We start from the raw sequence: 19,881 nt of genomic DNA on the forward strand, positions 1-19,881 counted from the left end.
GGTCACGACCTGGTCGCGGGTCTTGGCTTGTTCCAGACCGGCGGCTTGGGCGCCAACGCCAACAAGCGCCAGGGATAGCAACAGGGTGGTGGTTAGGGTTTTCATGATTGAGACCTCCGTGTCATCTTGGATGGGGACCGAATCCGGCGGCCCTCCGTCGTGGTTCGTTGTTTGTTCCCGATGACTGAATTCTGCGCTTGATCCCACCTGGGATAAACCCTTGCTTGTTGAAAACATCTTTCCAAATAACCGAGTAATAAGCGTGATAGTGAAAAATCTCCCCGTTTTTGGCATGGTCTTGGCATGGTCGCGGCCCTCCAGGGAAACTTTCCTTACCGCCGGGACGGCAGATGGCGCAAAAAAGCCCCTGCCGTCATCCGGCAGGGGCTAGGGCGTAACCGCGGGGTCCGGCGCGCTCAGGCGCCGGCAGTACCCGGATCGGTTCAGGTCAAGGCGCGGCTTTCTTCTTGAAGTCGCCGGCGACGGCGGTGCTGAAGCCGTCGGGACGCAGGTACTTGCGCAGCGCGGCGTTGACCGTCTCAGGCGTCAGGGCCGAGATCTTCTTGTCCATCTCGGCTGACCACTCAAACGTGCGACCACGTTGCAGATAGTCCAGCCAGGTGCTGGCCAGGATGTCGTCCTGCGCGCGCGCCAGGTTGCGGTAGTTGAGCAGCGCGTTGATGCCATCGGTGATTTCCTTGTCGGAAAAGCCGTCTTTCAGCACGCGAGCCAGTTCCTCGTTGATGGCCTTTTCCAGCCGTTCACGATTCTGCGGCGCGTAGATGGCGTACATGGTCCAGCTGGCGCTGGGTTCGAACGAGGACACCGACAACGAACTGCGCACGTTGTACGACAGCCCTTCGGTCTCGCGCACGCGATTCCACAAGCGTGACGTTTCCGACGCACCGAACAGGTAATTGCCCAGATACAGTGCCGCGTAGTCGGCATCGGTGTCTTGCAGCTTGAGCGGCATGCGCGACAAGTAGAACGCATTGGCCTTGTCAGGTGTGTCGATATCGAACTGCTTGGCGGGGATGTCGCGATACGGGTTGGGCACGCGCGTGTAGGCAGGCGCCTTCTTCCAGCCGGCAAGGCCCGTCTTGATGGCCTTTTCGACGGCCGCCGGTTCAAAGTCGCCGACGGCGGAATACTCGATCTTGCCGGCGCCGTAGAACTTGGCGTGGAATTTGACGAGCGCGTCGCGGTTCAGGCCACGTACATTCGTCAGCGACTCTTCGAACGTGGGCACGTAGCGCAGGTCATCCACGGGCCACGGATTGTCCTGGCGGGCCAGGGTGCGTCCGGCCAGGGCTGACGGTTCGGTCATGGCGTTTTGGATCGACGTTTCCAGCTGGCGCTGGTATTCGTCCAACTGCTCTTTCGGGAAGTTGGCGTTGCGCACGATGTCCAGCGCCAGGGCAGTGAGCTCGGGCAGGTTTTCGCCCTTGGTCGACATGGCGATCTTGAGCGTGGTGCCGCCGCCGCTGAAACCAAGTTCAGCCTGGAGCTTGTCCAGCCGATCCTGGATGTCCTGGCGCGACAGCTTGGCCGTGCCGCGTATCAGCAAGTCGGCCACCGCGCTGGCGTTCACGCGTTGCCCGCGCAGGTCTTTCTCGTTGCCGAACTGGATCAGCATCTGCGCCTGCACGCGGTTGCCGCGCGTAGCCTTGGGCAACAGCGCCAGTTGAACCGGCCCGTTGGGCAGGTCCAGCTTCTTTCTTTGCGTCAGCTTGTCGATGTTTTCCGGCGTGGGATCGAATGCCGAGGCGGCCTTGAAGTCCGGGTCGCCCTTGTAGTCCTTGAACACGGCGGTCAGGTCCACGCGTTGCGTCTGCGGAGCGCGCAGCGGCTTTTCGGTGGGGATATAACGACCTTCGATGCGATTGCTTTGCAGCAGGTACGTGGTGGCCGCCTGCTGGACTTCAGCCAGCGTGGCCTTGCGGGCGCGGTCGCGCTGCAAGAAGAACAAGCGCCAGTCGCCGGCCGCAATGGCTTCGGACAACGCCACGCCGACTTGCTCGGGATCGCTGTAGGTTTGTTCCCATGCGGTCAGCCACTTGCTGCGGGCGCGGTCCAGTTCTTGCTGAGTGAACGGCTTTTTACCCAACGATTCCAGCGTGCCGGTCAGCGTCTTCATGGCGGCGTCCAGGTCTTTGCCGGGCGGCAACTGCGCGCCGAACATCGCCAGGCCCGGATCGCGGTTTTCCATGGTGAAGCCAAATACGCCCGAGGCCATTTTCGTGGCGACCAGCGCGTGGTACAGGCGGCCCGACGGCGTGTCGGACAAGATCACGGTGGCCAGGTCCAGCGGCACGAAGTCGGGGCTGCCGGCGGCGGGGATGTGGTACATCGCGGCAACCAGCGGCGTGCCGCCCGTGCGGCGCAGCGTGACGGAGCGTTCGCCGTCCTGCACGGGTTCCACGGTGTATTCGGGCGGCAGCTTGCGCTCGGGCTTGGGCAGCTTGCCCAGCGTTTGCTCGATGTCTGCCAGGGTGGCTTGCGGGTCGAATTTGCCGGCCACGATCAGCACGGCGTTATCGGGCTGGTAGTACTCGTGATAGAAGGCGCGCAGCTGGCCGATGTCTACGTTTTCGACGTCGGAGCGCGCGCCGATGGTGTTCTTGCCGTAGCTGTGCCACTGGTAGGCGGCGGCCTGCATCTTTTGCATCAGGATGCGTGAAGGACTGTTTTCGCCGCTTTCCATTTCGTTGCGGACGACGGTCATTTCCGAATCCAGGTCTTCCTTGGCGATCAAGGAATTGACCATGGCGTCGGCCTGCCAGCCCAGATACCACTTCAAGGTGTCGGGGTTGGCGGCAAAGCTGGCGAAGTAGTTGGTGCGGTCGCTGGAGGTGGACCCGTTGGCTTGCAAGCCTCGGCGCGAAAACTCGCCCATGGCGTTGCGGGTAGTGGACGTGCCCTTGAACAGCATGTGTTCAAGCAGGTGAGCCATGCCGGTCTGGCCGTAGTTCTCGTTGCGAGAGCCGACCAGGTACGTCATGTTGACCGTGGTGGATGGTTTGGATTCGTCGGGTACCAGCAGCACCCGAAGGCCATTGGCCAAGCGATATTCGGTGATGCCTTCAACCGAGGCGGCCTCCGAAACGCCGGCCGGAAGATTGGCGGCGCCGGCCTGGAAGGCCAGGAAGGAGGAGAACAGCAGCGCACCCAACGGGCGCGGCAGCTTCGACAGGGACAGGCGCATGGCAGACAATTCCTTTGGCATGGCAGAATCCGTTGGAGTGTATACGTTGGCAATGGTTCAGGGGCTGCGGACCTGGGCGCAAGACAAGGAAGTGCGACATGTCGTTATCTCTTGAAGTAGAAACACCGCGTCTGGTGCTGCGGCAATGGCGGGCGGACGACCGCAAGCCCTTCGCCGCCATGAATGCCGACCCTTGCGTAACGGAATTCCTGATCCCGCTTTCCACCGAAAAAAGCGATGCGCTGGCCCAGCGGCTGGCAGCGGGCATCGACGAGCACGGCTGGGGCTTTTGGGCGGTGGAAGCGCCTGGCGCGGCGCCGTTCATCGGCTTTGTCGGCATCAAGCCGTTGCCGGCCCTGCTTCCGTTTGCGCCAGGCGTGGAAGTGGGCTGGCGGCTGGCTCGTCCCTTTTGGGGGCGGGGCTACGCCAGCGAAGCGGCCGAGGCGGCGCTGCGCGTGGGCTTCGGCCAGGTGCACCTTCCCGAAATCGTGGCGTTCACCGCCGTGGGCAACCAGCGTTCGCAGGCAGTGATGAGGCGTCTGGGCATGCAGGCCGAGCCAGGTACGTTCGATCATCCCGCCTTGCCCGAGGGGCACAAGCTGCGCGAGCACGTGCTGTATCGACTGCGCCGCGAGCAATGGCTGCGCCAGAATAACGGTGACGCAGAGATAGGCGGCGTGCCGGTTGCAGCCGCATAATCGGCCGAAAGTGGCGTCGTCACAGGGTGCTGCACCGCAACACCGTTCGTGCACAAGGCAAATTTGAGCTTGCCCGGCTTGCGGGTGTAAGCTTTTCAACACGTAGTAGCTGTTGCCGACGGGATGCGCGACAGCCGTCTACCCGGCTTCCCGTCCAACGCCAGACGCCGCTGCAAGCGCGGCGCCGGTGCTTGTCGTTCGCGCCTTCGCTGCCGGCATCCTGCCGGCGCATTTTTCGGAGGAACGACCCATGCTGACCGAAATCGTCACGCGTGCCTTGTCCCAATTGACCGGTAGCGCCCTGAACGGCGACGGCATCAAAGGACAGTTTCAGTACGCCTATGCCAGTGATGACGGCCAATTCGTGGCCATACTGACCCATGATATGACCACCTATGTGGTGGACCTGAACGCCCAACGTTATTTTGCCGAGTGCGGTGGTTCGCCCCGTGGGTTTGCCGGGCACGTGCTCGAGATGGAAGGCGCGGCGACGCGCAGCCACCCCTGGCCGGCCGCGAACGATCTCTTTGACCTGGATATGGACGGCGACGACCTGTCCTGGCGCCAATGTCCCGGCCTGCGGCATGCGTTCGCCAACAACCGATCAGTGGAGAGCCGCGCCGCCTGAGAGTGGCCAGAAGCGGCAACACCTCATTGAACCGGCGGATTCGCCGGTCTTTTTTTTGTGCGGACGCTTTCGGCCGATGCTATCGACGCGGCTCGTGACAGTACAATTTCGCGCCATGAACTCGCCCGACATCCACGTCCCACCAGGCGCCACCCTGGTTGATTGCACGCATGCGCGCCATGCCGATCAGATACTGGCCATCTTCAACGACGCCATCGTCAATTCCACGGCGTTGTACGACTACAAGCCCCGTCCGCCAGAGGCCATGCAAGGCTGGTTCCAGGCCAAGCAGCAGGGCGGTTTTCCGGTAGTGGGATTCGAAAACGAGGCCGGTGAGTTGATGGCCTTTGCCAGCTACGGCACCTTCCGTGCCTGGCCCGCGTTCAAGTATTCGGTCGAGCATTCCGTTTACGTGGACGCGCGTTTTCGTGGCAAGGGGCTGGGCGAAGCGATGATGCGGGTGTTGATCGAACGTGCGCGCGCCAACCAGGTGCACGTGTTGGTCGGCGGCATCGACGCCTCGAACGAAGGCAGCATCCACCTGCACGAAAAGCTGGGCTTCACGCATTCCGGCACGATTCGCCAGGCCGGGTTCAAGTTCGGCCGCTGGCTGGATCTGGCGTTTTATCAACTGACGCTGGACACGCCCGAGCAGCCGGTCGACGGCTGACGCCCCGCAGGGCCTTACCGCGCGCCGTTACCGCAACCCCTTACTTGGACAGCATCCGCATGGCCTGTTCCAGGCCGGCGACGGTGACCGGGTACATGCGGTCCTGCATGATGTCGCGCATCAGCGCGATGGACTGCCGATACTGCCACGACGCGGTGGGCTCGGGGTTCAGCCATACCGACTTGGGCCACGCGTCCAGCAACCGCCGCATCCATTGGGCGCCGGGTTCCTTGTTGTAGTGCTCGACGGACCCGCCCGGTTGCAGGATTTCGTACGGGCTCATGGTGGCATCGCCCACGATGATCAGGCGCCAGTCCGGGTTGTACTTGCGCAGCACATCCCAGGTGTCGAAGCGTTCGTTCTGGCGGCGGCGGTTGCTTTGCCACAGGCTTTCGTACGGGCAGTTGTGGAAGTAATAGACTTCCAGATTGCGAAATTCGCTGCGCGCCGCTGAAAACAATTCTTCGACGCGGCCGATGTGGTCGTCCATGCTGCCGCCCACGTCCAGCAACATCAGCACCTTCACGGTGTTGTGGCGTTCGGGCACCATGCGCAGGTCCAGGTGGCCGGCGTTGCGCGCGGTGCTGGCGATGGTGTCGTCCAGGTCCAGTTCCATTTCGGCGCCTTGACGCGCGAAGCGGCGCAAGCGCCGTAGCGCCACCTTGAAGTTGCGCGTGCCCAGTTCGACCTGGTCGTCGTAGTCCTTGAACTGGCGCATGTCCCAGACCTTGACGGCCGACCGGTTGCCCGCCGACGCGCCGCCCACGCGAATGCCCTCTGGGTGGTAGCCGCCGTTGCCGAACGGCGACGTTCCGCCGGTGCCGATCCATTTGCTGCCGCCCGCGTGGCGCTCTTTCTGCTCTTGCATGCGTTCCTTGAAAAGCTCCATCAGCTTGTCCCAGCCGTGCTTTTCGATGGCCGCTTTTTCTTCGGGCGTCAGGTTCTTTTCAAACTGCTTGATCAGCCAGTCCAGCGGAATTTCCTTGCCTGGCGGCAGCGCGGCTTCGATGCCCTTGTAATAGGCGCCGAAAGCCTTGTCGTAGCGGTCGTAAAGCGATTCGTCCTTGACCAGCGTGGCGCGCGCCAGGAAGTAGAACTCGTCCAGCGTGGGCGCCATCAGGTCGTGGCGCAGGGCGTCCACCAGGGTCAGGTATTCCTTGACCGAGACGGGCAGCTTGTGCGCCCGCAGGTGATAGAAAAAGTCGATCAGCATAGGGTGCGCCGGTGGCTGCAAGATCAGCGGCGCTGGCCGCCGCGGGTCATGGCCGCCAGGCGTTCCAGCAGGTGCACATCTTGCTCGTTCTTCAGAAGCGCGCCGGCCATCAGCGGCACGGCGGTTGCTGTGTGGGCGTCGATCTCGGCCGCCGTGGCGTTTTCGGCCAGCAGCAGGCGCAGCCAGTCCAGCAGTTCCGAGGTAGACGGCTTTTTCTTCAGGCCGGGCGCATCGCGCAGCGCAAAAAAGGTGTCCAGCGCCGCGCGCAGCACGTCCTGTTTCAAGTGCGGATAGTGCACGGCCACGATGTCCCGCATGGTGTCGCGGTCGGGGAAGCGGATGTAGTGGAAAAAGCAGCGGCGCAGGAACGCGTCGGGCAGGTCTTTTTCGTTGTTGGACGTGATGATGACCAGCGGGCGATGGCGCGCCGAAATGGTCTCGCGCGTTTCGTACACATGGAATTCCATGCGGTCCAGTTCGCGCAGCAAGTCGTTGGGAAATTCGATGTCGGCCTTGTCGATCTCGTCGATCAGCAGCACCACCGGCTCATCGGCCTGGAAGGCTTGCCACAGGGTGCCTTGCACGATGTAGTTGCGGATATCGCGGACTTTTTCGTCACCCAGCTGCGAATCGCGCAGGCGCGAGACGGCGTCGTATTCGTACAGGCCCTGGTGCGCCTTGGTGGTGGATTTGATGTGCCATTGCAGCAGCGGCCGCCCCAGCGCGCGCGCCACCTCTTCGGCCAGCATGGTCTTGCCGGTACCGGGTTCGCCTTTGATCAGCAGCGGGCGCTGCAAGGTCAGGGCGGCGTTGACGGCCAGTTTCAGGTCATCGGTGGCGACGTAGCTGTCGGTCCCGTTGAAGCGGGCAGGCGAGGCGGAGTGTGCGGACTGGGCTGCGGACATTGGCTTATGGCTTCCGAGGATTGACGGTGATCAATACCCATCGCAAGGTATTAATCCTGAGCAATTATCGTACAATCAGGCGGTTTTGCAGTTGGGTTCGACCCGCAACGTGTTTGCAGGGGGCCGACGTGTGAGCAGGCCCTAGTCCTTAAGCCATACCAAGAAGAGCCATTCCAATGAAGTTGCGAACCTCTCTGAAGTGCACGGTTTACGTGTTGGCCGCGATGGCATCCTGTGCGATCGCCGGTCAGGCTGTTGCTGCCGACGCAGCGCCTGTCGGTAATATCCAAAACGCCCGCGACAAGGTCTCCATGTGCATCGGCTGCCACGGCATCGAAGGCTACAAGGCGACGTTCCCCGAGCTGTATCACGTGCCGATGATTGCTGGCCAGAACGCCAAATACATCGAAACCGCCCTGAACGAGTACAAGAAAGGCGCGCGCAGCCATCCCACGATGGACGCCATTGCCGGCAGCCTGTCCGACCAGGACATCGCCGATCTGGCCGCGTACTACTCGAATCTGAAATAAGGGGCAAACAATGAATCGCACGATGCTTGCCCTTCTGGGCGCGACTTTCGCCATGGCGGGCGCCTCCGTCCAGGCGCAGGACCTGGCGGCCGGCAAGGCCGTTTTCGACAAATTCAATTGCGCGTCGTGCCACGGCGCCGACGCCAAGACCGCGGTAGACCCGGCCTACCCCACGCTGGCCGGCCAGCATGCCGACTACCTGTCGCATGCGCTGAAGGCCTACAAACGCGGCGCCTCGGGCAGCGCGGCCACCGCCAACGTGCGCAAGAACCCCATCATGGGCGCCTTTGCCACGCAGCTGTCCGACCAGGATATTTCCAACGTGTCGGCATGGCTCGCGTCTCAGCCCAGCGACCTGGGCGTACGCAAATAAGCCATAACGCTTGCGCGTTGCACGCTACATAAGCGTCAAAGCAAGCATCAAAGGCTGGCGCGGCGCCGGATCAGATCGATATAGGTGTCGCTGTCCAGCGGCGTGCCCAGGCGCTGCGCCTCCCATACGACTTGCCCCAGGCATTCCATGATTTCATGGGCTGCATGGTGCGCGTCCGAGCGGGCGGTCAACTGCTGGTAAGCCAGACGGATGCCGGGCGGATGGTCGATGGACAACTGCTCGGCGATGGCCAAATGCATGGACAGGTGCAGGAAGGGGTTGGTGCGCCCCTTTTCCACCGCGTATTCCATGGTCATGGCCTCGGGGCTTTCAAGGTCCCCGTGGTATTCGGGATGCTCGATGATCCAGTCCAGCGCGATGGCCTCGAGCGGGGTCAGCACCTCGTTGGCGCGGTGCTTGCGCCAGGTGTCGATAAAGAATTCGCGGACTTGGTCGCGTGAGGGATTGAACATCGGTGGGGGCGCAATGCGGTCTATGGACGCATTATTTTACCGCGCGCCCGATGGCCGCCGGTTGCCGGGAACCCTTTGCGATATAGAATTGGTTGCTATCCGCCATCCGGTGTGCGGTCAGACAGGGGTTTTTCCCTGCGGAATCGGACGCTTTTCGATGCGGCGCGTGCAGAAAAACCACCCGGAGCAAATGGAGCATTCATGTCCTACCAACATATCAAGGTTCCCGCTGGCGGCCAGAAAATCACGGTCAACGCTGATTTCTCGCTGAATGTGCCTGAACAGCCCATCGTTCCCTTCATTGAAGGCGACGGCACGGGCGCTGACATCACCCCGGTGATGATCAAGGTTGTCGATGCCGCGGTGCAAAAAGCCTACGGCGGCAAGCGCAAGATCCATTGGATGGAAGTCTATGCCGGCGAGAAGGCCACCAAGGTCTACGGCCCGGACGTCTGGCTGCCCGATGAAACCCTGGAAGTCGTCAAAGACTACGTGGTGTCCATCAAGGGCCCGCTGACCACCCCGGTGGGCGGCGGCATTCGGTCGCTGAACGTGGCGCTGCGCCAGCAACTGGACCTGTACGTCTGCCTGCGCCCGGTGGCGTACTTCAAGGGCGTGCCTTCGCCGGTGCGTGAACCCGAAAAGACCAACATGGTGATCTTCCGCGAGAACTCGGAAGATATCTATGCGGGCATCGAATACATGGCCGAAAGCGAACAGGCCAAGGAACTGATCCAGTTCCTGCAGACCAAGCTGGGCGTCAAGAAGATCCGCTTTCCGAACACCTCGTCTATCGGCATCAAGCCGGTGTCGCGCGAAGGCACCGAGCGCCTGGTGCGCAAGGCCGCGCAGTACGTTATCGACAACGACCGCACGTCGCTGACGCTGGTGCACAAGGGCAACATCATGAAGTTCACGGAAGGCGGCTTCCGGGACTGGGGCTACGAGCTGCTGCAAAAGGAATTTGGCGCGCAGCTGATCGACGGCGGCCCGTGGTGCAAGTTCAAGAACCCGAAGACGGGCCGCGAGATCATCGTCAAGGACGTGATCGCCGACGCCTTCCTGCAACAGATCCTGCTGCGTCCGGCCGAATACGATGTGATCGCCACGCTGAACCTGAACGGCGACTACATCTCGGATGCGCTGGCCGCGCAGGTGGGCGGCATCGGCATCGCCCCGGGCGCCAACCTGTCGGATTCGGTTGCCATGTTCGAAGCCACCCACGGCACCGCGCCCAAGTACGCCGGCAAGGACTACGTGAACCCCGGTTCCGAAATCCTCTCGGCCGAAATGATGCTGCGCCACATGGGCTGGACCGAAGCGGCCGACCTGATCATCTCCAGCATGGAAAAGTCCATCCTGTCCAAGAAGGTCACGTATGACTTTGCCCGCCTGCTGGAAGGGGCGACGCAGGTGTCGTGCTCGGGCTTCGGCCAGGTCATGATCGAAAACATGTAAACCCGCGGTTCGTATCAAGATGGTCCGCTGAACCCGCCCGCCGTCATGGCGGGCGGGTTTTGTCTAACGTATCCGCATGAAGCGCGCTGGCGCTTACGCTGCTCTTTCCAGGTTGATCGCTGTGCCCCGACTGTATGTATCCCTAGCCACCTGGCTTGTATTGCTGGTTCCCGCGCTGGCGTTGACCAGCCCGGTGGGCGGCCCCGCCGTTCTTTATCTGAGCGCGCTGATTGCGCTGACCGCGCTGGCCGTGAACGCCGTCAAGCGCTACGAGCCCATGGACTTCCGGGCCTTGTGGCCCATGTCGCTGGTGCTGCTGCTGCCCCTGGCCTGTATGTTCATCACGTCGGCGGTGCGCGGCGTGTGGAGCAATTCCGAACTTGAAAAGCTGTTGCGCTTCGCCTTGGCGCTGCCGGTGCTGTGGCTGCTGCTGCGTGCGCCGCGCCCGTGGTTGAAGGCGGTGCAATGGAGCGTGCTGGTGGGCGCCTTCGGCGGGGCCATGCTGCTGATCGTCACGATGGCGACGGTGGGCCGCAACGGCATGGTGGACGTGGGCGGGCGCTATAACGCGGTGGCGTTCGCCAACCTGACTCTGCTGCTAGGCGGCATGACCTTGCTGTCGATGGGCTTTGGCGCCTGTACGCGCTGGCCGCGCATCGAAATGGCGGTGAAGCTGGCGGTGGTGCTGCTGACCGTCTACGCCACGTGGCAGTCCGAGACGCGCAGCAGCTGGATGTTGCTGCCGATTCTGGCGCTGGTATTCCTGCTGGGCCTGCGCAACTGGAGCCGTCGTCACAAGGTGTATTGCGCGCTGGCGCTGTGCGTGGCGCTGGCCGCCAGCGCCGCCGCCATCTGGACGTTCAGCAGCCGCATGCACGAGATCACGTCCGACGTGCAGGGGTTTGCCACGTCGTCCAACCGCGATACCTCGTTTGGCATCCGCTTGCAGCTGTGGCATGCGTCGCTGCTGATGTTCCAGAAAAGCCCCATCGTGGGCGTGGGCCCCAGCATGTTCCGCGAAGAGTTGCGGCACTTGCAGACGCAGGGGATCGTGACGCAAGAGGTGGTTGAAGGCTTCGGTGAGCCTCACAACGATATGCTGGGTGCGTTGTCCGGATATGGCTTGCTGGGCTTGATGACCATTCTGACCTTGTATCTGGTGCCGGCCGCCGTTTTCTTCCGGCGCATGGCCAGCGACGACCGCGTGATACGGGTGGGAGCGCAGCTGGGCTTGTTGTTCTGCCTGGGTTATTGCGCGTTCAGCTTGACCGAGATGATGTTCCGCAACATGCGCAGCGTGCCCAATTACTCGCTGATCGTGGTCACGCTGATCGCGCTGACGACGCCGCGGCCGACCAAGCAGGCAGTGACACCGCAGCCGGTGCCCCCGCGGCCATGACCTCCCATCCCTGACGACCCGGCATCCAGCCGCCGGGCCCGCACCGAACAAAACGCAAGGCGTCCCGCGCCTTGCGTTTTTTTTTGCGCCCGGCGCTTGCGCCAGATCAACAAGCCCGCGCGCGCTTGGTGAAAACCCTGCGTCTTCTTCGTATCCTGACAAATCGCAAATACATAAACAGTCACATTTTGCCGTCTATCGTTTCAGGCGCGCAGTGGGCATGACAAGCACTACAAGGAAATCCGGTGAAGAACTCCAGTCTGCGCAGAGAGTTGTTGTGGTTCGTTTTCGCGATAGGCGCGGCCGTGCTGGCGCTGGGCGCCTGGGATGCGTGGCAGCGTCGGGGTGAAATGGTCGAGGACCGCAAGACGGAACTGCGGCACGTGCTGGACCTATCGGCCGGCATTTTGCGCAACGGCAAGCAAAGCGTCAGCGAAGGCATGCCGCTGGCCGAGGCCAAGCGCAACGTGGCCAGGCGCCTGTCGCAACTGCGCTATGGCGCCGACGGCTATGTGGGCGCATTCGGCGATGACTACGCCTTGCTGGTGCACCCTGACCCGAAATTGGTGGGCACCAAGGTGCGTGACATCAAGGACGTGGACGGGCTGCCCATATTCCAGCGGCTGTATGCCGGCGGCAAGGCGGGCGGCGGCTATGTGCACTACCGCTTCCCACGGCCCGGCGCGGAGGAAGCGCTGCCGAAGATCAGTTACGCAACCTACGACGCGGAATGGGGCTGGCTAGTCTTCACGGGCCTGTATGTAGACGATGTGGACGCCGCGTTCTACCAGACGCTTTGGCGTCAGGGCGGGGCCACCATCGGTCTGTTGGTGTTGTTGCTGTTGGCGGCGCTGCGTTTTTTCCACACCCATGTGATCCGCCCCTTGGACGAGGCCGTGGCGCTGTGCGAACGCGTGGCCAACGGCGATCTGGCAGGCGAGGTATCCGGCAACCATCGTGGCGAAATCGGGCAGCTGTTCGAAGCCATGGGGCGCATGCAGACACGGTTGGAAGTGGCCTTGCGCAGCATCGTGCAATCGACCGGCTCCATCGCGGCGGCCTCGCGCCAGATCGCGGCGGGCAGCCTGGACCTGTCGGACCGCACCGAAAAGCAGGCGGCCGCGCTGGAACAGACGGCGGCCAGCGTTGAAGAAATTACGGCTACTGCCCGCCAAAGCGCGGAACACGTGCGCGAAGTCAGCGCGCTGGCCGCGCAGTCGGCAAAGTTGGCGCGTCAGGGCAGCGAAGAAACGCAGCACGCCATCGACGCCATGCGCGAGATCTCGCACAGCTCGCAGCGCATCGGCGAGATCATCAGCGTGATCGACGGCATTGCGTTCCAGACCAACATCCTGGCCCTGAACGCGGCGGTGGAAGCCGCGCGCGCGGGCGAGCAGGGGCGTGGGTTTGCGGTGGTGGCGGGCGAGGTGCGGGCCTTGGCGCAGCGCTCGGCCACGGCCGCCAAGGAAATCAAGGACCTGATCGAAGCCTCGTCCGACTCGGTGGCGCGCGGCAGCGAACGCGTGGGGCAGGCCAGCGCCACGATGGGCAGCGTGCTGGAATCGGCGGCCACCAGCGCGCCGTTGATGGGGGAAATCGCCACGGCGTCGGCTGAACAAAGCACGGGCATCGAACAGATCAACCAGGCCGTCACGCACCTGGACAGCGTGACGCAACAGAACGCCGCACTGGTCGAAGAGTTTGCCGCGTCGGCCTCGACCCTGCACGATCAGGCCGATGGCCTGGCGCGCGCCGTGTCGGTATTCAAGCTGTCTGCAAGCGGCTCGGCAGCGCCTGCATTGCGCCCAGTGCTCGTTGCAGCCGCGGCGTAAGGTCGCGGCTGGCGGGCATCATGGGCATGCGCAGTTCGTCGGCGATCAGGCCTTGCATGGCCAGCGCACGCTTGATCGGCGCGGGGTTCGGTTCGGCGAACAGCAGCCGGATCAACGCGCGCAGCGGTTCGAATAGCGCCCGGGCGGCGTCGGCCTGACCCGCGCGCGCCAGCCGCATGATTTCAACGTGGCGTTCGGGAAACAGATGCGCGGCGGCCGGTATGGCGCCGTGTCCGCCGGCCAGCCAGTGGTCCAGCAAGGACAAGTCGTCGCCACACAGCGCATCCAGCTTGCCGCGCGCATTCAGGGCGGCAAGCACGGGCGCATCGCATTCCTTCACCGCCGAAAAATTGGGCAAGGACGCCAGTGTTTCCATGGTTTCCACCGTCATCGTCACGCCGGTGCGCTTGGGGATGTTGTACAGGATGATGGGGCGATCGGTGGCCCAGGCGATCTGCCGGTAATGCCAAAGAATGCCCGCCTGCGATGGGCCCAGATAATAAGGCGGCGGCACCAGATAGCCCGCCGGCCGTAGCTTGTCCAGGCGCCGGATGGCCGTGGCCACGCCGCGCGTGTCCACGCCGCCCGCGCCGAACACCAGCGGCAGCGCGTGCGGATCGCTGTTGATCGCCTGCGCCATGTCGATCTTTTCGGACAGGCTTAGCAAGTTGCCTTCGCCGGTCGACCCGAACAGCACCAGCCCGGCGATGCCCGCGTTGCGGTAATAGCGGGCCAGCGCCTGGGCCGCGTCCGCGTCTACATAGCCGCCACGCAGCGGCGTGATCATCGGCAGCCAGATGCCTTCAAAGCGGGGGGTGACGGGCATGTCCATGGTTATTGCCCCGTCAGGGTGGCGGCCGGGCGCACGGTGCCGAATTCGGCCTGCGGCAGCCCACGCATGACGGCTTGCATCATGTCATCCAGTTGGTCCCGGCTGCATTGCAATTGCAGCGTGCTTTGCGCGCGGGCGTGGTCCACCGACAGCAAATAGATGCCGATGCGCGTGCCAAGGGCCCGATGCAGCGCCAGGCGCACGTTCAAGGCATCCAGCGTATCGATTCTGACCGTCAGCGCCACCTGTTCGTTGCGCGCCTGAGCAGGCGCGGGAAAGGGGGCAAGCAAGGCGGGGCCAGAGGAATTGGGTTGGGCGATCATGGCGGGGGCGGGGCGGAAGGCGCTGCTTGCGGCGATCCGCGTATCGGTTGGTTGATGACGATTCCACTATAGGAAGGGCGCCGTAAACCGCGCCGATAAAAGCGGGCGCGGCGCGTAAAAATCGCGTCAACGCCCGGGGGGATCAAAAAATTTTGGTCAAGGACAGCACGCCTGTCGCGCGGCCCATGTCGCGACCGCGGGTGTTGGTATAGACGGCGCGATCCGCGTTGGTGTCCAGGTAGGCCAGCGATACCGACAGGCCTTGTCCAAAGTCCTTGGTCAGCCCCAGCTTCCAGTCGGTATACGACCCGTTGTCCACGTTTTTCACCATCTGGCGGCCGGCATGGGCGTTCAGGGTCAGGCCCCACACGCCGGTGTCGACGTTGGCGCTCAGGTCGAAGTATTGGCTGTATTTGCTGTCGGCAAAGCCGAACAGGTTGGTCATGGCAATGGAATACTTGAACATGACCGGGCCATAGCCGATGCCGGCGTAGAGTTCGGTGGTGTCGGGGCTGGTGTAGCCGGACGGGAAATCGCCCGGGTAGTAGTACTGCAAGACACCCAGGTCCACGGGCACGCCGTCGGCCACATTGCCCTTGTAGCCGCCGTAGAAATCCATTTCCACGGGGGCGGAAACGTCGGGGTTGCTGTCGCCGAGCCAGCTGATGCTGGAATTCCAGTTGCCCAGATAAAAGCCGCTGCGGTGGGCAAGGTCGAAGCCGCCTTGCACGGCGGGTTTGTTGTCCGACTGCATCAGGCCGCGATAGCGGTATTGGCTCGTCAGGCCGAGGTTTGCGGACAAAGTGAAGTCGGGGGCGGCGGTGGCGACCGGGGCGTCATTGGCTTGGGCGGTGGCGGCCAGCGTCAGCAGCGCCAGCGCGGCCAAGGAATTGCGGGACATGGAATGCTCCTGCTGTTGAACGGATGGCAACAATAGGAGGATCGGCATAAAGCGCGAGACAAGACACGGGCGGCACGCGTAAAGATCGCGTCAATGTGGATCACAGGCACGGCGATCGCAGACACGTTGATTACATCCACGTTCACTACATCCCGGTCACCGCGATCCGTTGCCCCGCTCAGCCCGCGAAGCGGTACCCCACGCCGATCTCGGTCAGCAGGAACACGGGCTGCGCGGGGTCGGCTTCGAGCTTTTGCCGCAGGTGCCCCATGTAGATGCGCAGGTAGTGGTTGCTTTCGATATGCGACGGCCCCCACACCTCGCGCAGCAGTTCTCGATGCGTCATGACCTTGCCCCGGTGCGCCAGCAGTGCGGCAAGCAGTCGGTATTCCATGGCGGTCAGGTGCACGTGCTGGCCGCCGCGTTCGACGACGCGCCGCGAGAAGTCGACGCGCACGTCGCCAAAGCTGATCTCGGCGGCGCTGGCCGCGCCCGCCCGCGCATGGCGGCGCAACAGCACGCGCAGCCGCGCGAGAAGTTCGCTGACGCCGAACGGCTTGGTCAGGTAATCGTCGGCGCCCGCGTCCAGCGCCGCCACCTTGTCCGGCTCGGCGCTGCGGGCCGATAGGACCAGCACCGGCACCTGCGTCCAGCCGCGCAACTCGCGGATCAGCGTCATGCCGTCTTCGTCGGGCAGCCCCAGGTCCAGCACGATGGCGTCGGGCTGGCGCGTGCCGGCCTCGATCAGGCCGCGCTTGACCGTGTCGGCCTCGTGCACGGCGCAGCCCTCGCTTTCCAGGGCCTGGCGTACGAAGCGCCGGATGTTGGCGTCGTCTTCAATGATCAGGACGGTAGGCTGGTAGTCGAACATGCAAAAGGCGCTTTCAATGGGAATTGGGGGAATCGGGGGATTCAGTGGATTCGGGCTGGACGTCGGGCGGGGTGCCCAGCGGCAGGCTGAAGACGAACTGCGCGCCATGGGCCTGGCCCGGCGTGTGCTCCACCCAGATACGGCCGTGGTGGGCCAGGATGATGGCTTCGCATACCGCCAGGCCCAGGCCCACGCCGGGGGTGGCGGATTCGCGGTCGCCACGCGTGAATTTTTCGAAGATGCGGCGTTCGGCGCCCGGTGTAACGCCCGGGCCGTTGTCGCAGACGGCCACGCGCAGCGAGTCATCGTGCACCGCCGCGTGGATATGCACGGTGCTGCCGGGCGGCGTGTACTTGGCGGCGTTTTCAAGCAGGTTGCACAGCACGCGTTCGATCAGCACGCCGTCGCATTCCACCAGCGGCAGGTCGGACAGGCGCGCAACGGTGACGTGGTGCGCGGCAAGCGGCTCGCGCATGGCGGCCAGCGACGCGCCCACCAGTTCTTCAATGGACTGCCATTCCAGGCGCAGCGGCGTGTCATGGCTTTGCAGCCGCGCCATGTCCAGCAGATTGACCACCAGCGCATGCATGCGCTGCGCCTGGTCGCGCATGGCGCGAATGGTGTCCTGCACATCGTCCGGCAGCGTGCCCGGCCGGCGCGTCAGCGTGTCCGTCATGCCGACCAGGCTGGTCAGCGGGGTGCGCAGGTCATGCGACACCGCCGCCAGCAGCGAATTGCGCAGCCGTTCGGATTCCATGCTGACCAGTGCCTGCTGCGCGACTTCGACATAGTGCAGTCGCTCCAGCGCAATGGCGATCAGCGTGGCGTAGGCCTCGATCTGGCGGCGCGCGTCGGGATGCGTGAACAGGCTGCGGCGCGGCGCGGCCAGGGCCAGCACGCCGCGCGTGCGCATCGGCGCTTTCAGGGGCAGGTACAGCAGGTCGCTGTTGGATAGCGTGGCGGTGCCCGCGCCGGCCGGTTGGCCATGGTCGTACACCCATTGGGCCAAGGCGGACTCCAGCGCCGGCATATCGTCGGCGGCGGGCGAGGCCAGCTTCAGGCGGTCGTCCAGGCCCAGGATATACAGCGCGCAGCGCGAGCCGAAGGTGGCGTGCACGAATGCGCCGGCCAGCGCCACGATCTGTTCCGGCAACAATGCCGACGACAGCTCGCGCGCGAATTCGTACAGGCTGCGCGCGTCGGCTTCGCGCTTGACCGACACCTGCGCCTGTAGCCGCAGCCCGGCCGTCAGCTGCCCGATCAGCAGGCCCACGGCCAGCAGCACGGCGAACGTCAGCAGGTACTGCACGTCCGACACGGCAAAGGATGCCAGCGGCTGCACGAAGAAAAAGTCGAACAACGCGACGCTGACCACGGACGCCAGCGCGGCCGGGCCTCGCCCGTGACGCAGCGCCACGGCCACTACCGCCAGCAGGAACAGCATGACGATGTTGGTCTGGTGCAGCGCCGGAAACGCCAGCATCGACAAGCCTGTGGCGGCCGCGCAATAGCACAGCGCCCAGGCATAGCCCGACCAAGGCGCGGTGTTGCGGTCATCGGCTTGCGTGCGTGCGCGGTGCCCGAGCGTCAGCGGGTCGCGCCCTGGCGCCGCGCTGGCGGGCAGGGGTGGTGCACCCAACCGGATGATGTCGATTTCGGGGCAGCCCGCGGCCAGCATGTCGGCAAAGCTGTGGCGGCGCCACAGCCAGCCCGGCGCCAGCGCCGCCGACAGCAAGGCGGATAGCGACACGCGCAGCCGTTGCAGGCCGCTTGCGCGGGTGCGCCCCACGACGGCCTTGGTGATGTTGTGCCGACGCACGTAGCGCACAACGGCATCCACCATGTCGCCGCCGGGCAGCGTTTCCGTGCGCGCGCCCAGGCCGTCGGCAAGCGCCAGGCTGCGCTGCATGCGGTCTTGCTGGGCCTGGGGGGTGGGCGCCGCGCGCGGCGTGTCGATGGTGACCACGTGCAGGTCGCAGTCCAATTGCTGGCTCAGGCGGTGCGCGCTGCGGATCACGTATTCGGCGTCCGCGTCCGGGCCGATGCAGGCCACCACGGCTTCGCGCGTGCGCCACACCGAATCAATGGCGCGGTCGCGGCGATAGGCCTGCACGTCGTCGTCCACGTGGTCGGCGGTGCGGCGCAAGGCCAGTTCGCGCAGCGCGATCAGGTTGCCCTTGCGAAAGAAATTGCGCGTGGCGTGGCGCGCCTGCTCGGGCAGATAGACCTTGCCTTCTTTCAGGCGCCGCAGCAGTTCGTCGGCCGACAGGTCCACCAGGATGACCTCGTCGGCGGTGTCGAAGACCTCGTCCGGCACGGTTTCCCACACGCGCACGCCGGTGATGCTGCCCACCGCTTCGTTCAGGCTGTCCAGATGCTGCACGTTCAGCGTGGTCCAGACGTCGATGCCGGCGGCCAGCAATTCGTGGATGTCCTGCCAGCGCTTGGCGTGGCGCGAGCCCGGCGCGTTGGAATGCGCCAGCTCGTCCACCAGCACCAGCGCGGGCCGGGCGGCCAGCGCGCCGTCCAGGTCGAATTCGCGCAGCACGTGGCCCCGGTACGCCACATCTTTCAAGGGCAGCGTTGCCAAGCCATCCAGCAGGCTTGCCGTTTCGCGGCGGCCGTGGGTTTCGACGATGCCGGCCAGCACGTGCACGCCTTGCTCGGCTTGCGCGCGGGCGGCCACCAGCATGGCGTAGGTCTTGCCCACGCCGGCCGATGCGCCGAAGTACACGCGAAGCTTGCCGCGCACCGCCTGGCGCGCGGCGTCGTCCAGCGTTTTCAAGAGCGCGTCGGGATCGGGACGCTCGCCAGCAATGTCAGCCATGAAGCGCAAAGTGTGGGGTGGAAAAGGCTGGCGCTACTATACGCCGCGCCGTCATGGCGCAGGGCGCAATGCATCCAGCGCCAGGTTCAAGGTCAACACATTGACGGTCGGGTCACCCAGCACGCCGATCCAGGGTTTTTCGGTGTGCGCCTGAATCAACGCATCCACTTGAGCGCGCGGCAGATGGCGGAGGCGCGCCACCCGCGCGGCCTGATAGTTGGCGGCGGCCGGGCTGATGTGCGGGTCCAGGCCGCTGCCGGACGCGGTGATCAGGTCCACCGGCACCGGCGTGGGGTTGTCCGGATCGGCCGCTTTCAAGGCCGCGATGCGTTCCTGGATGGCTTGTGCCAGCGCGGGGTTGCGCGGGCCCAGGTTGGACCCGCCGGAGGCCGCGCCGTTGTACGGCATGGGCGCGGTGGCCGACGGCCGGCTCCAGAAGTACCGCGGTTCGCTGAACGCCTGGCCGATCAGCGCCGACCCGACGACCTTGTCGCCCTGCGTGATGAGCGAGCCGGCCGCCTCGTGCGGGAACACTACGGCGGCCACGCCGCGCGTCAGGAAGGGGTAGGCCAGGCCGGTCACGAGCGACAGCGCGGCAAAGACGACCAGCGCGGGGCGCAGGATGCCGCCTTGGCGGGCCGGGGTGGGGGCAGTGGCGGCTGCGTTTGGGGAAGTTGTGGCTTGCATGATGAATTCCTTGAATGAGGCAGGCTCTGGGCGGGCTCACCGGCGGGCGCGAGGCG

General features: G+C 64.4%; 18 protein-coding genes. 8 read left to right on the top strand and 10 right to left on the bottom strand.

What is annotated here, in order from left to right:
* Positions 1 to 448 precede the first annotated feature (448 nt).
* Complete coding sequence (locus tag YH64_RS23990; RefSeq protein WP_046803409.1) at positions 449 to 3,205, bottom strand: pitrilysin family protein; 2,757 nt, start codon at positions 3,203 to 3,205, stop codon at positions 449 to 451.
* 98 nt (positions 3,206 to 3,303) lie between these two features.
* Between YH64_RS23990 and YH64_RS23995 the strand changes: the two genes are divergently transcribed.
* The 3 genes from YH64_RS23995 (at position 3,304) to YH64_RS24005 (ending at position 5,201) form a co-directional block, all read left to right on the top strand.
* Positions 3,304 to 3,903 carry a GNAT family N-acetyltransferase gene (locus YH64_RS23995; RefSeq protein ID WP_046803408.1) on the top strand — a complete coding sequence of 200 codons (600 nt, stop codon included), beginning with the start codon at positions 3,304 to 3,306 and terminating at the stop codon, positions 3,901 to 3,903.
* A 250-nt stretch (positions 3,904 to 4,153) separates the two neighbouring features.
* Positions 4,154 to 4,531, top strand: a complete 378-nt coding sequence (locus YH64_RS24000) for a hypothetical protein (protein WP_046803407.1) — start codon at positions 4,154 to 4,156, stop codon at positions 4,529 to 4,531.
* 115 nt (positions 4,532 to 4,646) lie between these two features.
* Complete coding sequence (locus YH64_RS24005; RefSeq protein WP_046803406.1) at positions 4,647 to 5,201, top strand: GNAT family N-acetyltransferase; 555 nt, start codon at positions 4,647 to 4,649, stop codon at positions 5,199 to 5,201.
* Positions 5,202 to 5,241: 40 nt separating this feature from the next.
* On the opposite strand, the gene YH64_RS24010 is transcribed toward YH64_RS24005, so the two are convergent.
* Entirely contained in the window at positions 5,242 to 6,414 is a 1,173-nt protein-coding gene (locus YH64_RS24010; protein ID WP_046803405.1) for a VWA domain-containing protein, read from the bottom strand.
* Between the two features lie 23 nt (positions 6,415 to 6,437).
* Entirely contained in the window at positions 6,438 to 7,319 is an 882-nt protein-coding gene (locus YH64_RS24015; protein ID WP_046803404.1) for a MoxR family ATPase, read from the bottom strand.
* Positions 7,320 to 7,495: 176 nt separating this feature from the next.
* On the opposite strand from YH64_RS24015, the gene YH64_RS24020 reads away from it, so the two are divergent.
* Both YH64_RS24020 and YH64_RS24025 read left to right on the top strand, forming a co-directional pair.
* On the top strand, positions 7,496 to 7,849 hold the full coding sequence (locus YH64_RS24020) for a cytochrome c (protein ID WP_046803403.1): 354 nt from the start codon (positions 7,496 to 7,498) through the stop codon (positions 7,847 to 7,849).
* Positions 7,850 to 7,859: 10 nt separating this feature from the next.
* Positions 7,860 to 8,222, top strand: a complete 363-nt coding sequence (locus tag YH64_RS24025; RefSeq protein ID WP_046803402.1) for a cytochrome c — start codon at positions 7,860 to 7,862, stop codon at positions 8,220 to 8,222.
* A gap of 47 nt (positions 8,223 to 8,269) precedes the next feature.
* Here YH64_RS24025 and YH64_RS24030 read toward each other — a convergent pair whose 3' ends face one another.
* Positions 8,270 to 8,695, bottom strand: coding sequence for a DUF1841 family protein (locus tag YH64_RS24030; RefSeq protein ID WP_046803401.1), 426 nt, complete (start codon positions 8,693 to 8,695; stop codon positions 8,270 to 8,272).
* A 201-nt stretch (positions 8,696 to 8,896) separates the two neighbouring features.
* Between YH64_RS24030 and icd the strand changes: the two genes are divergently transcribed.
* From icd to YH64_RS24045, 3 genes are all read left to right on the top strand, one after another.
* Positions 8,897 to 10,153 (top strand): NADP-dependent isocitrate dehydrogenase, encoded by a 1,257-nt coding sequence (gene icd, locus YH64_RS24035; protein WP_006217809.1) that lies wholly within the window; start codon positions 8,897 to 8,899, stop codon positions 10,151 to 10,153.
* A 121-nt stretch (positions 10,154 to 10,274) separates the two neighbouring features.
* Entirely contained in the window at positions 10,275 to 11,552 is a 1,278-nt protein-coding gene (locus tag YH64_RS24040) for an O-antigen ligase (protein ID WP_046803537.1), read from the top strand.
* A gap of 245 nt (positions 11,553 to 11,797) precedes the next feature.
* Positions 11,798 to 13,384: a methyl-accepting chemotaxis protein gene (locus tag YH64_RS24045; protein ID WP_046803400.1), complete on the top strand. Its 1,587-nt coding sequence runs from the start codon at positions 11,798 to 11,800 to the stop codon at positions 13,382 to 13,384.
* Here YH64_RS24045 and YH64_RS24050 read toward each other — a convergent pair.
* The 6 genes from YH64_RS24050 to kdpC form a co-directional block, all read right to left on the bottom strand.
* Entirely contained in the window at positions 13,317 to 14,216 is a 900-nt protein-coding gene (locus tag YH64_RS24050) for a 4-hydroxy-tetrahydrodipicolinate synthase (RefSeq protein ID WP_046803399.1), read from the bottom strand. The genes YH64_RS24045 and YH64_RS24050 overlap by 68 nt on opposite strands.
* Before the next feature lie 2 nt (positions 14,217 to 14,218).
* Entirely contained in the window at positions 14,219 to 14,539 is a 321-nt protein-coding gene (locus YH64_RS24055; protein WP_046803398.1) for a hypothetical protein, read from the bottom strand.
* Positions 14,540 to 14,681: 142 nt separating this feature from the next.
* Positions 14,682 to 15,440, bottom strand: coding sequence for a TorF family putative porin (locus YH64_RS24060; RefSeq protein ID WP_046803397.1), 759 nt, complete (start codon positions 15,438 to 15,440; stop codon positions 14,682 to 14,684).
* Positions 15,441 to 15,618: 178 nt separating this feature from the next.
* Complete coding sequence (gene kdpE / locus YH64_RS24065) at positions 15,619 to 16,311, bottom strand: two-component system response regulator KdpE (RefSeq protein ID WP_046803396.1); 693 nt, start codon at positions 16,309 to 16,311, stop codon at positions 15,619 to 15,621.
* 13 nt (positions 16,312 to 16,324) lie between these two features.
* Positions 16,325 to 19,138, bottom strand: a complete 2,814-nt coding sequence (locus YH64_RS24070) for a sensor histidine kinase KdpD (protein ID WP_046803536.1) — start codon at positions 19,136 to 19,138, stop codon at positions 16,325 to 16,327.
* A 51-nt stretch (positions 19,139 to 19,189) separates the two neighbouring features.
* Positions 19,190 to 19,825: a potassium-transporting ATPase subunit KdpC gene (gene kdpC / locus YH64_RS24075; RefSeq protein ID WP_046803395.1), complete on the bottom strand. Its 636-nt coding sequence runs from the start codon at positions 19,823 to 19,825 to the stop codon at positions 19,190 to 19,192.
* Positions 19,826 to 19,881 lie beyond the last annotated feature (56 nt).

Source organism: Achromobacter sp. LC458 (genome assembly GCF_001005835.2).
Lineage (GTDB): Bacteria > Pseudomonadota > Gammaproteobacteria > Burkholderiales > Burkholderiaceae_B > Achromobacter > Achromobacter spanius_B.

Bases quoted from the DNA above. Each gene is read 5' to 3' on its own strand.
- icd (WP_006217809.1), top strand. From the start codon at position 8,897: ATGTCCTACCAACATATCAAGGTTCCCGCTGGCGGCCAGAAAATCACG.
- YH64_RS24025 (WP_046803402.1), top strand. From the start codon at position 7,860: ATGAATCGCACGATGCTTGCCCTTCTGGGCGCGACTTTCGCCATGGCG.
- YH64_RS24020 (WP_046803403.1), top strand. From the start codon at position 7,496: ATGAAGTTGCGAACCTCTCTGAAGTGCACGGTTTACGTGTTGGCCGCG.
- YH64_RS24050 (WP_046803399.1), bottom strand. From the start codon at position 14,216: ATGGACATGCCCGTCACCCCCCGCTTTGAAGGCATCTGGCTGCCGATG.
- YH64_RS24030 (WP_046803401.1), bottom strand. From the start codon at position 8,695: ATGTTCAATCCCTCACGCGACCAAGTCCGCGAATTCTTTATCGACACC.
- YH64_RS24015 (WP_046803404.1), bottom strand. From the start codon at position 7,319: ATGTCCGCAGCCCAGTCCGCACACTCCGCCTCGCCTGCCCGCTTCAAC.
- YH64_RS24070 (WP_046803536.1), bottom strand. From the start codon at position 19,138: ATGGCTGACATTGCTGGCGAGCGTCCCGATCCCGACGCGCTCTTGAAA.
- kdpC (WP_046803395.1), bottom strand. From the start codon at position 19,825: ATGCAAGCCACAACTTCCCCAAACGCAGCCGCCACTGCCCCCACCCCG.
- YH64_RS23990 (WP_046803409.1), bottom strand. From the start codon at position 3,205: ATGCGCCTGTCCCTGTCGAAGCTGCCGCGCCCGTTGGGTGCGCTGCTG.
- YH64_RS24005 (WP_046803406.1), top strand. From the start codon at position 4,647: ATGAACTCGCCCGACATCCACGTCCCACCAGGCGCCACCCTGGTTGAT.
- YH64_RS24010 (WP_046803405.1), bottom strand. From the start codon at position 6,414: ATGCTGATCGACTTTTTCTATCACCTGCGGGCGCACAAGCTGCCCGTC.
- YH64_RS24060 (WP_046803397.1), bottom strand. From the start codon at position 15,440: ATGTCCCGCAATTCCTTGGCCGCGCTGGCGCTGCTGACGCTGGCCGCC.
- YH64_RS23995 (WP_046803408.1), top strand. From the start codon at position 3,304: ATGTCGTTATCTCTTGAAGTAGAAACACCGCGTCTGGTGCTGCGGCAA.
- YH64_RS24000 (WP_046803407.1), top strand. From the start codon at position 4,154: ATGCTGACCGAAATCGTCACGCGTGCCTTGTCCCAATTGACCGGTAGC.
- kdpE (WP_046803396.1), bottom strand. From the start codon at position 16,311: ATGTTCGACTACCAGCCTACCGTCCTGATCATTGAAGACGACGCCAAC.
- YH64_RS24055 (WP_046803398.1), bottom strand. From the start codon at position 14,539: ATGATCGCCCAACCCAATTCCTCTGGCCCCGCCTTGCTTGCCCCCTTT.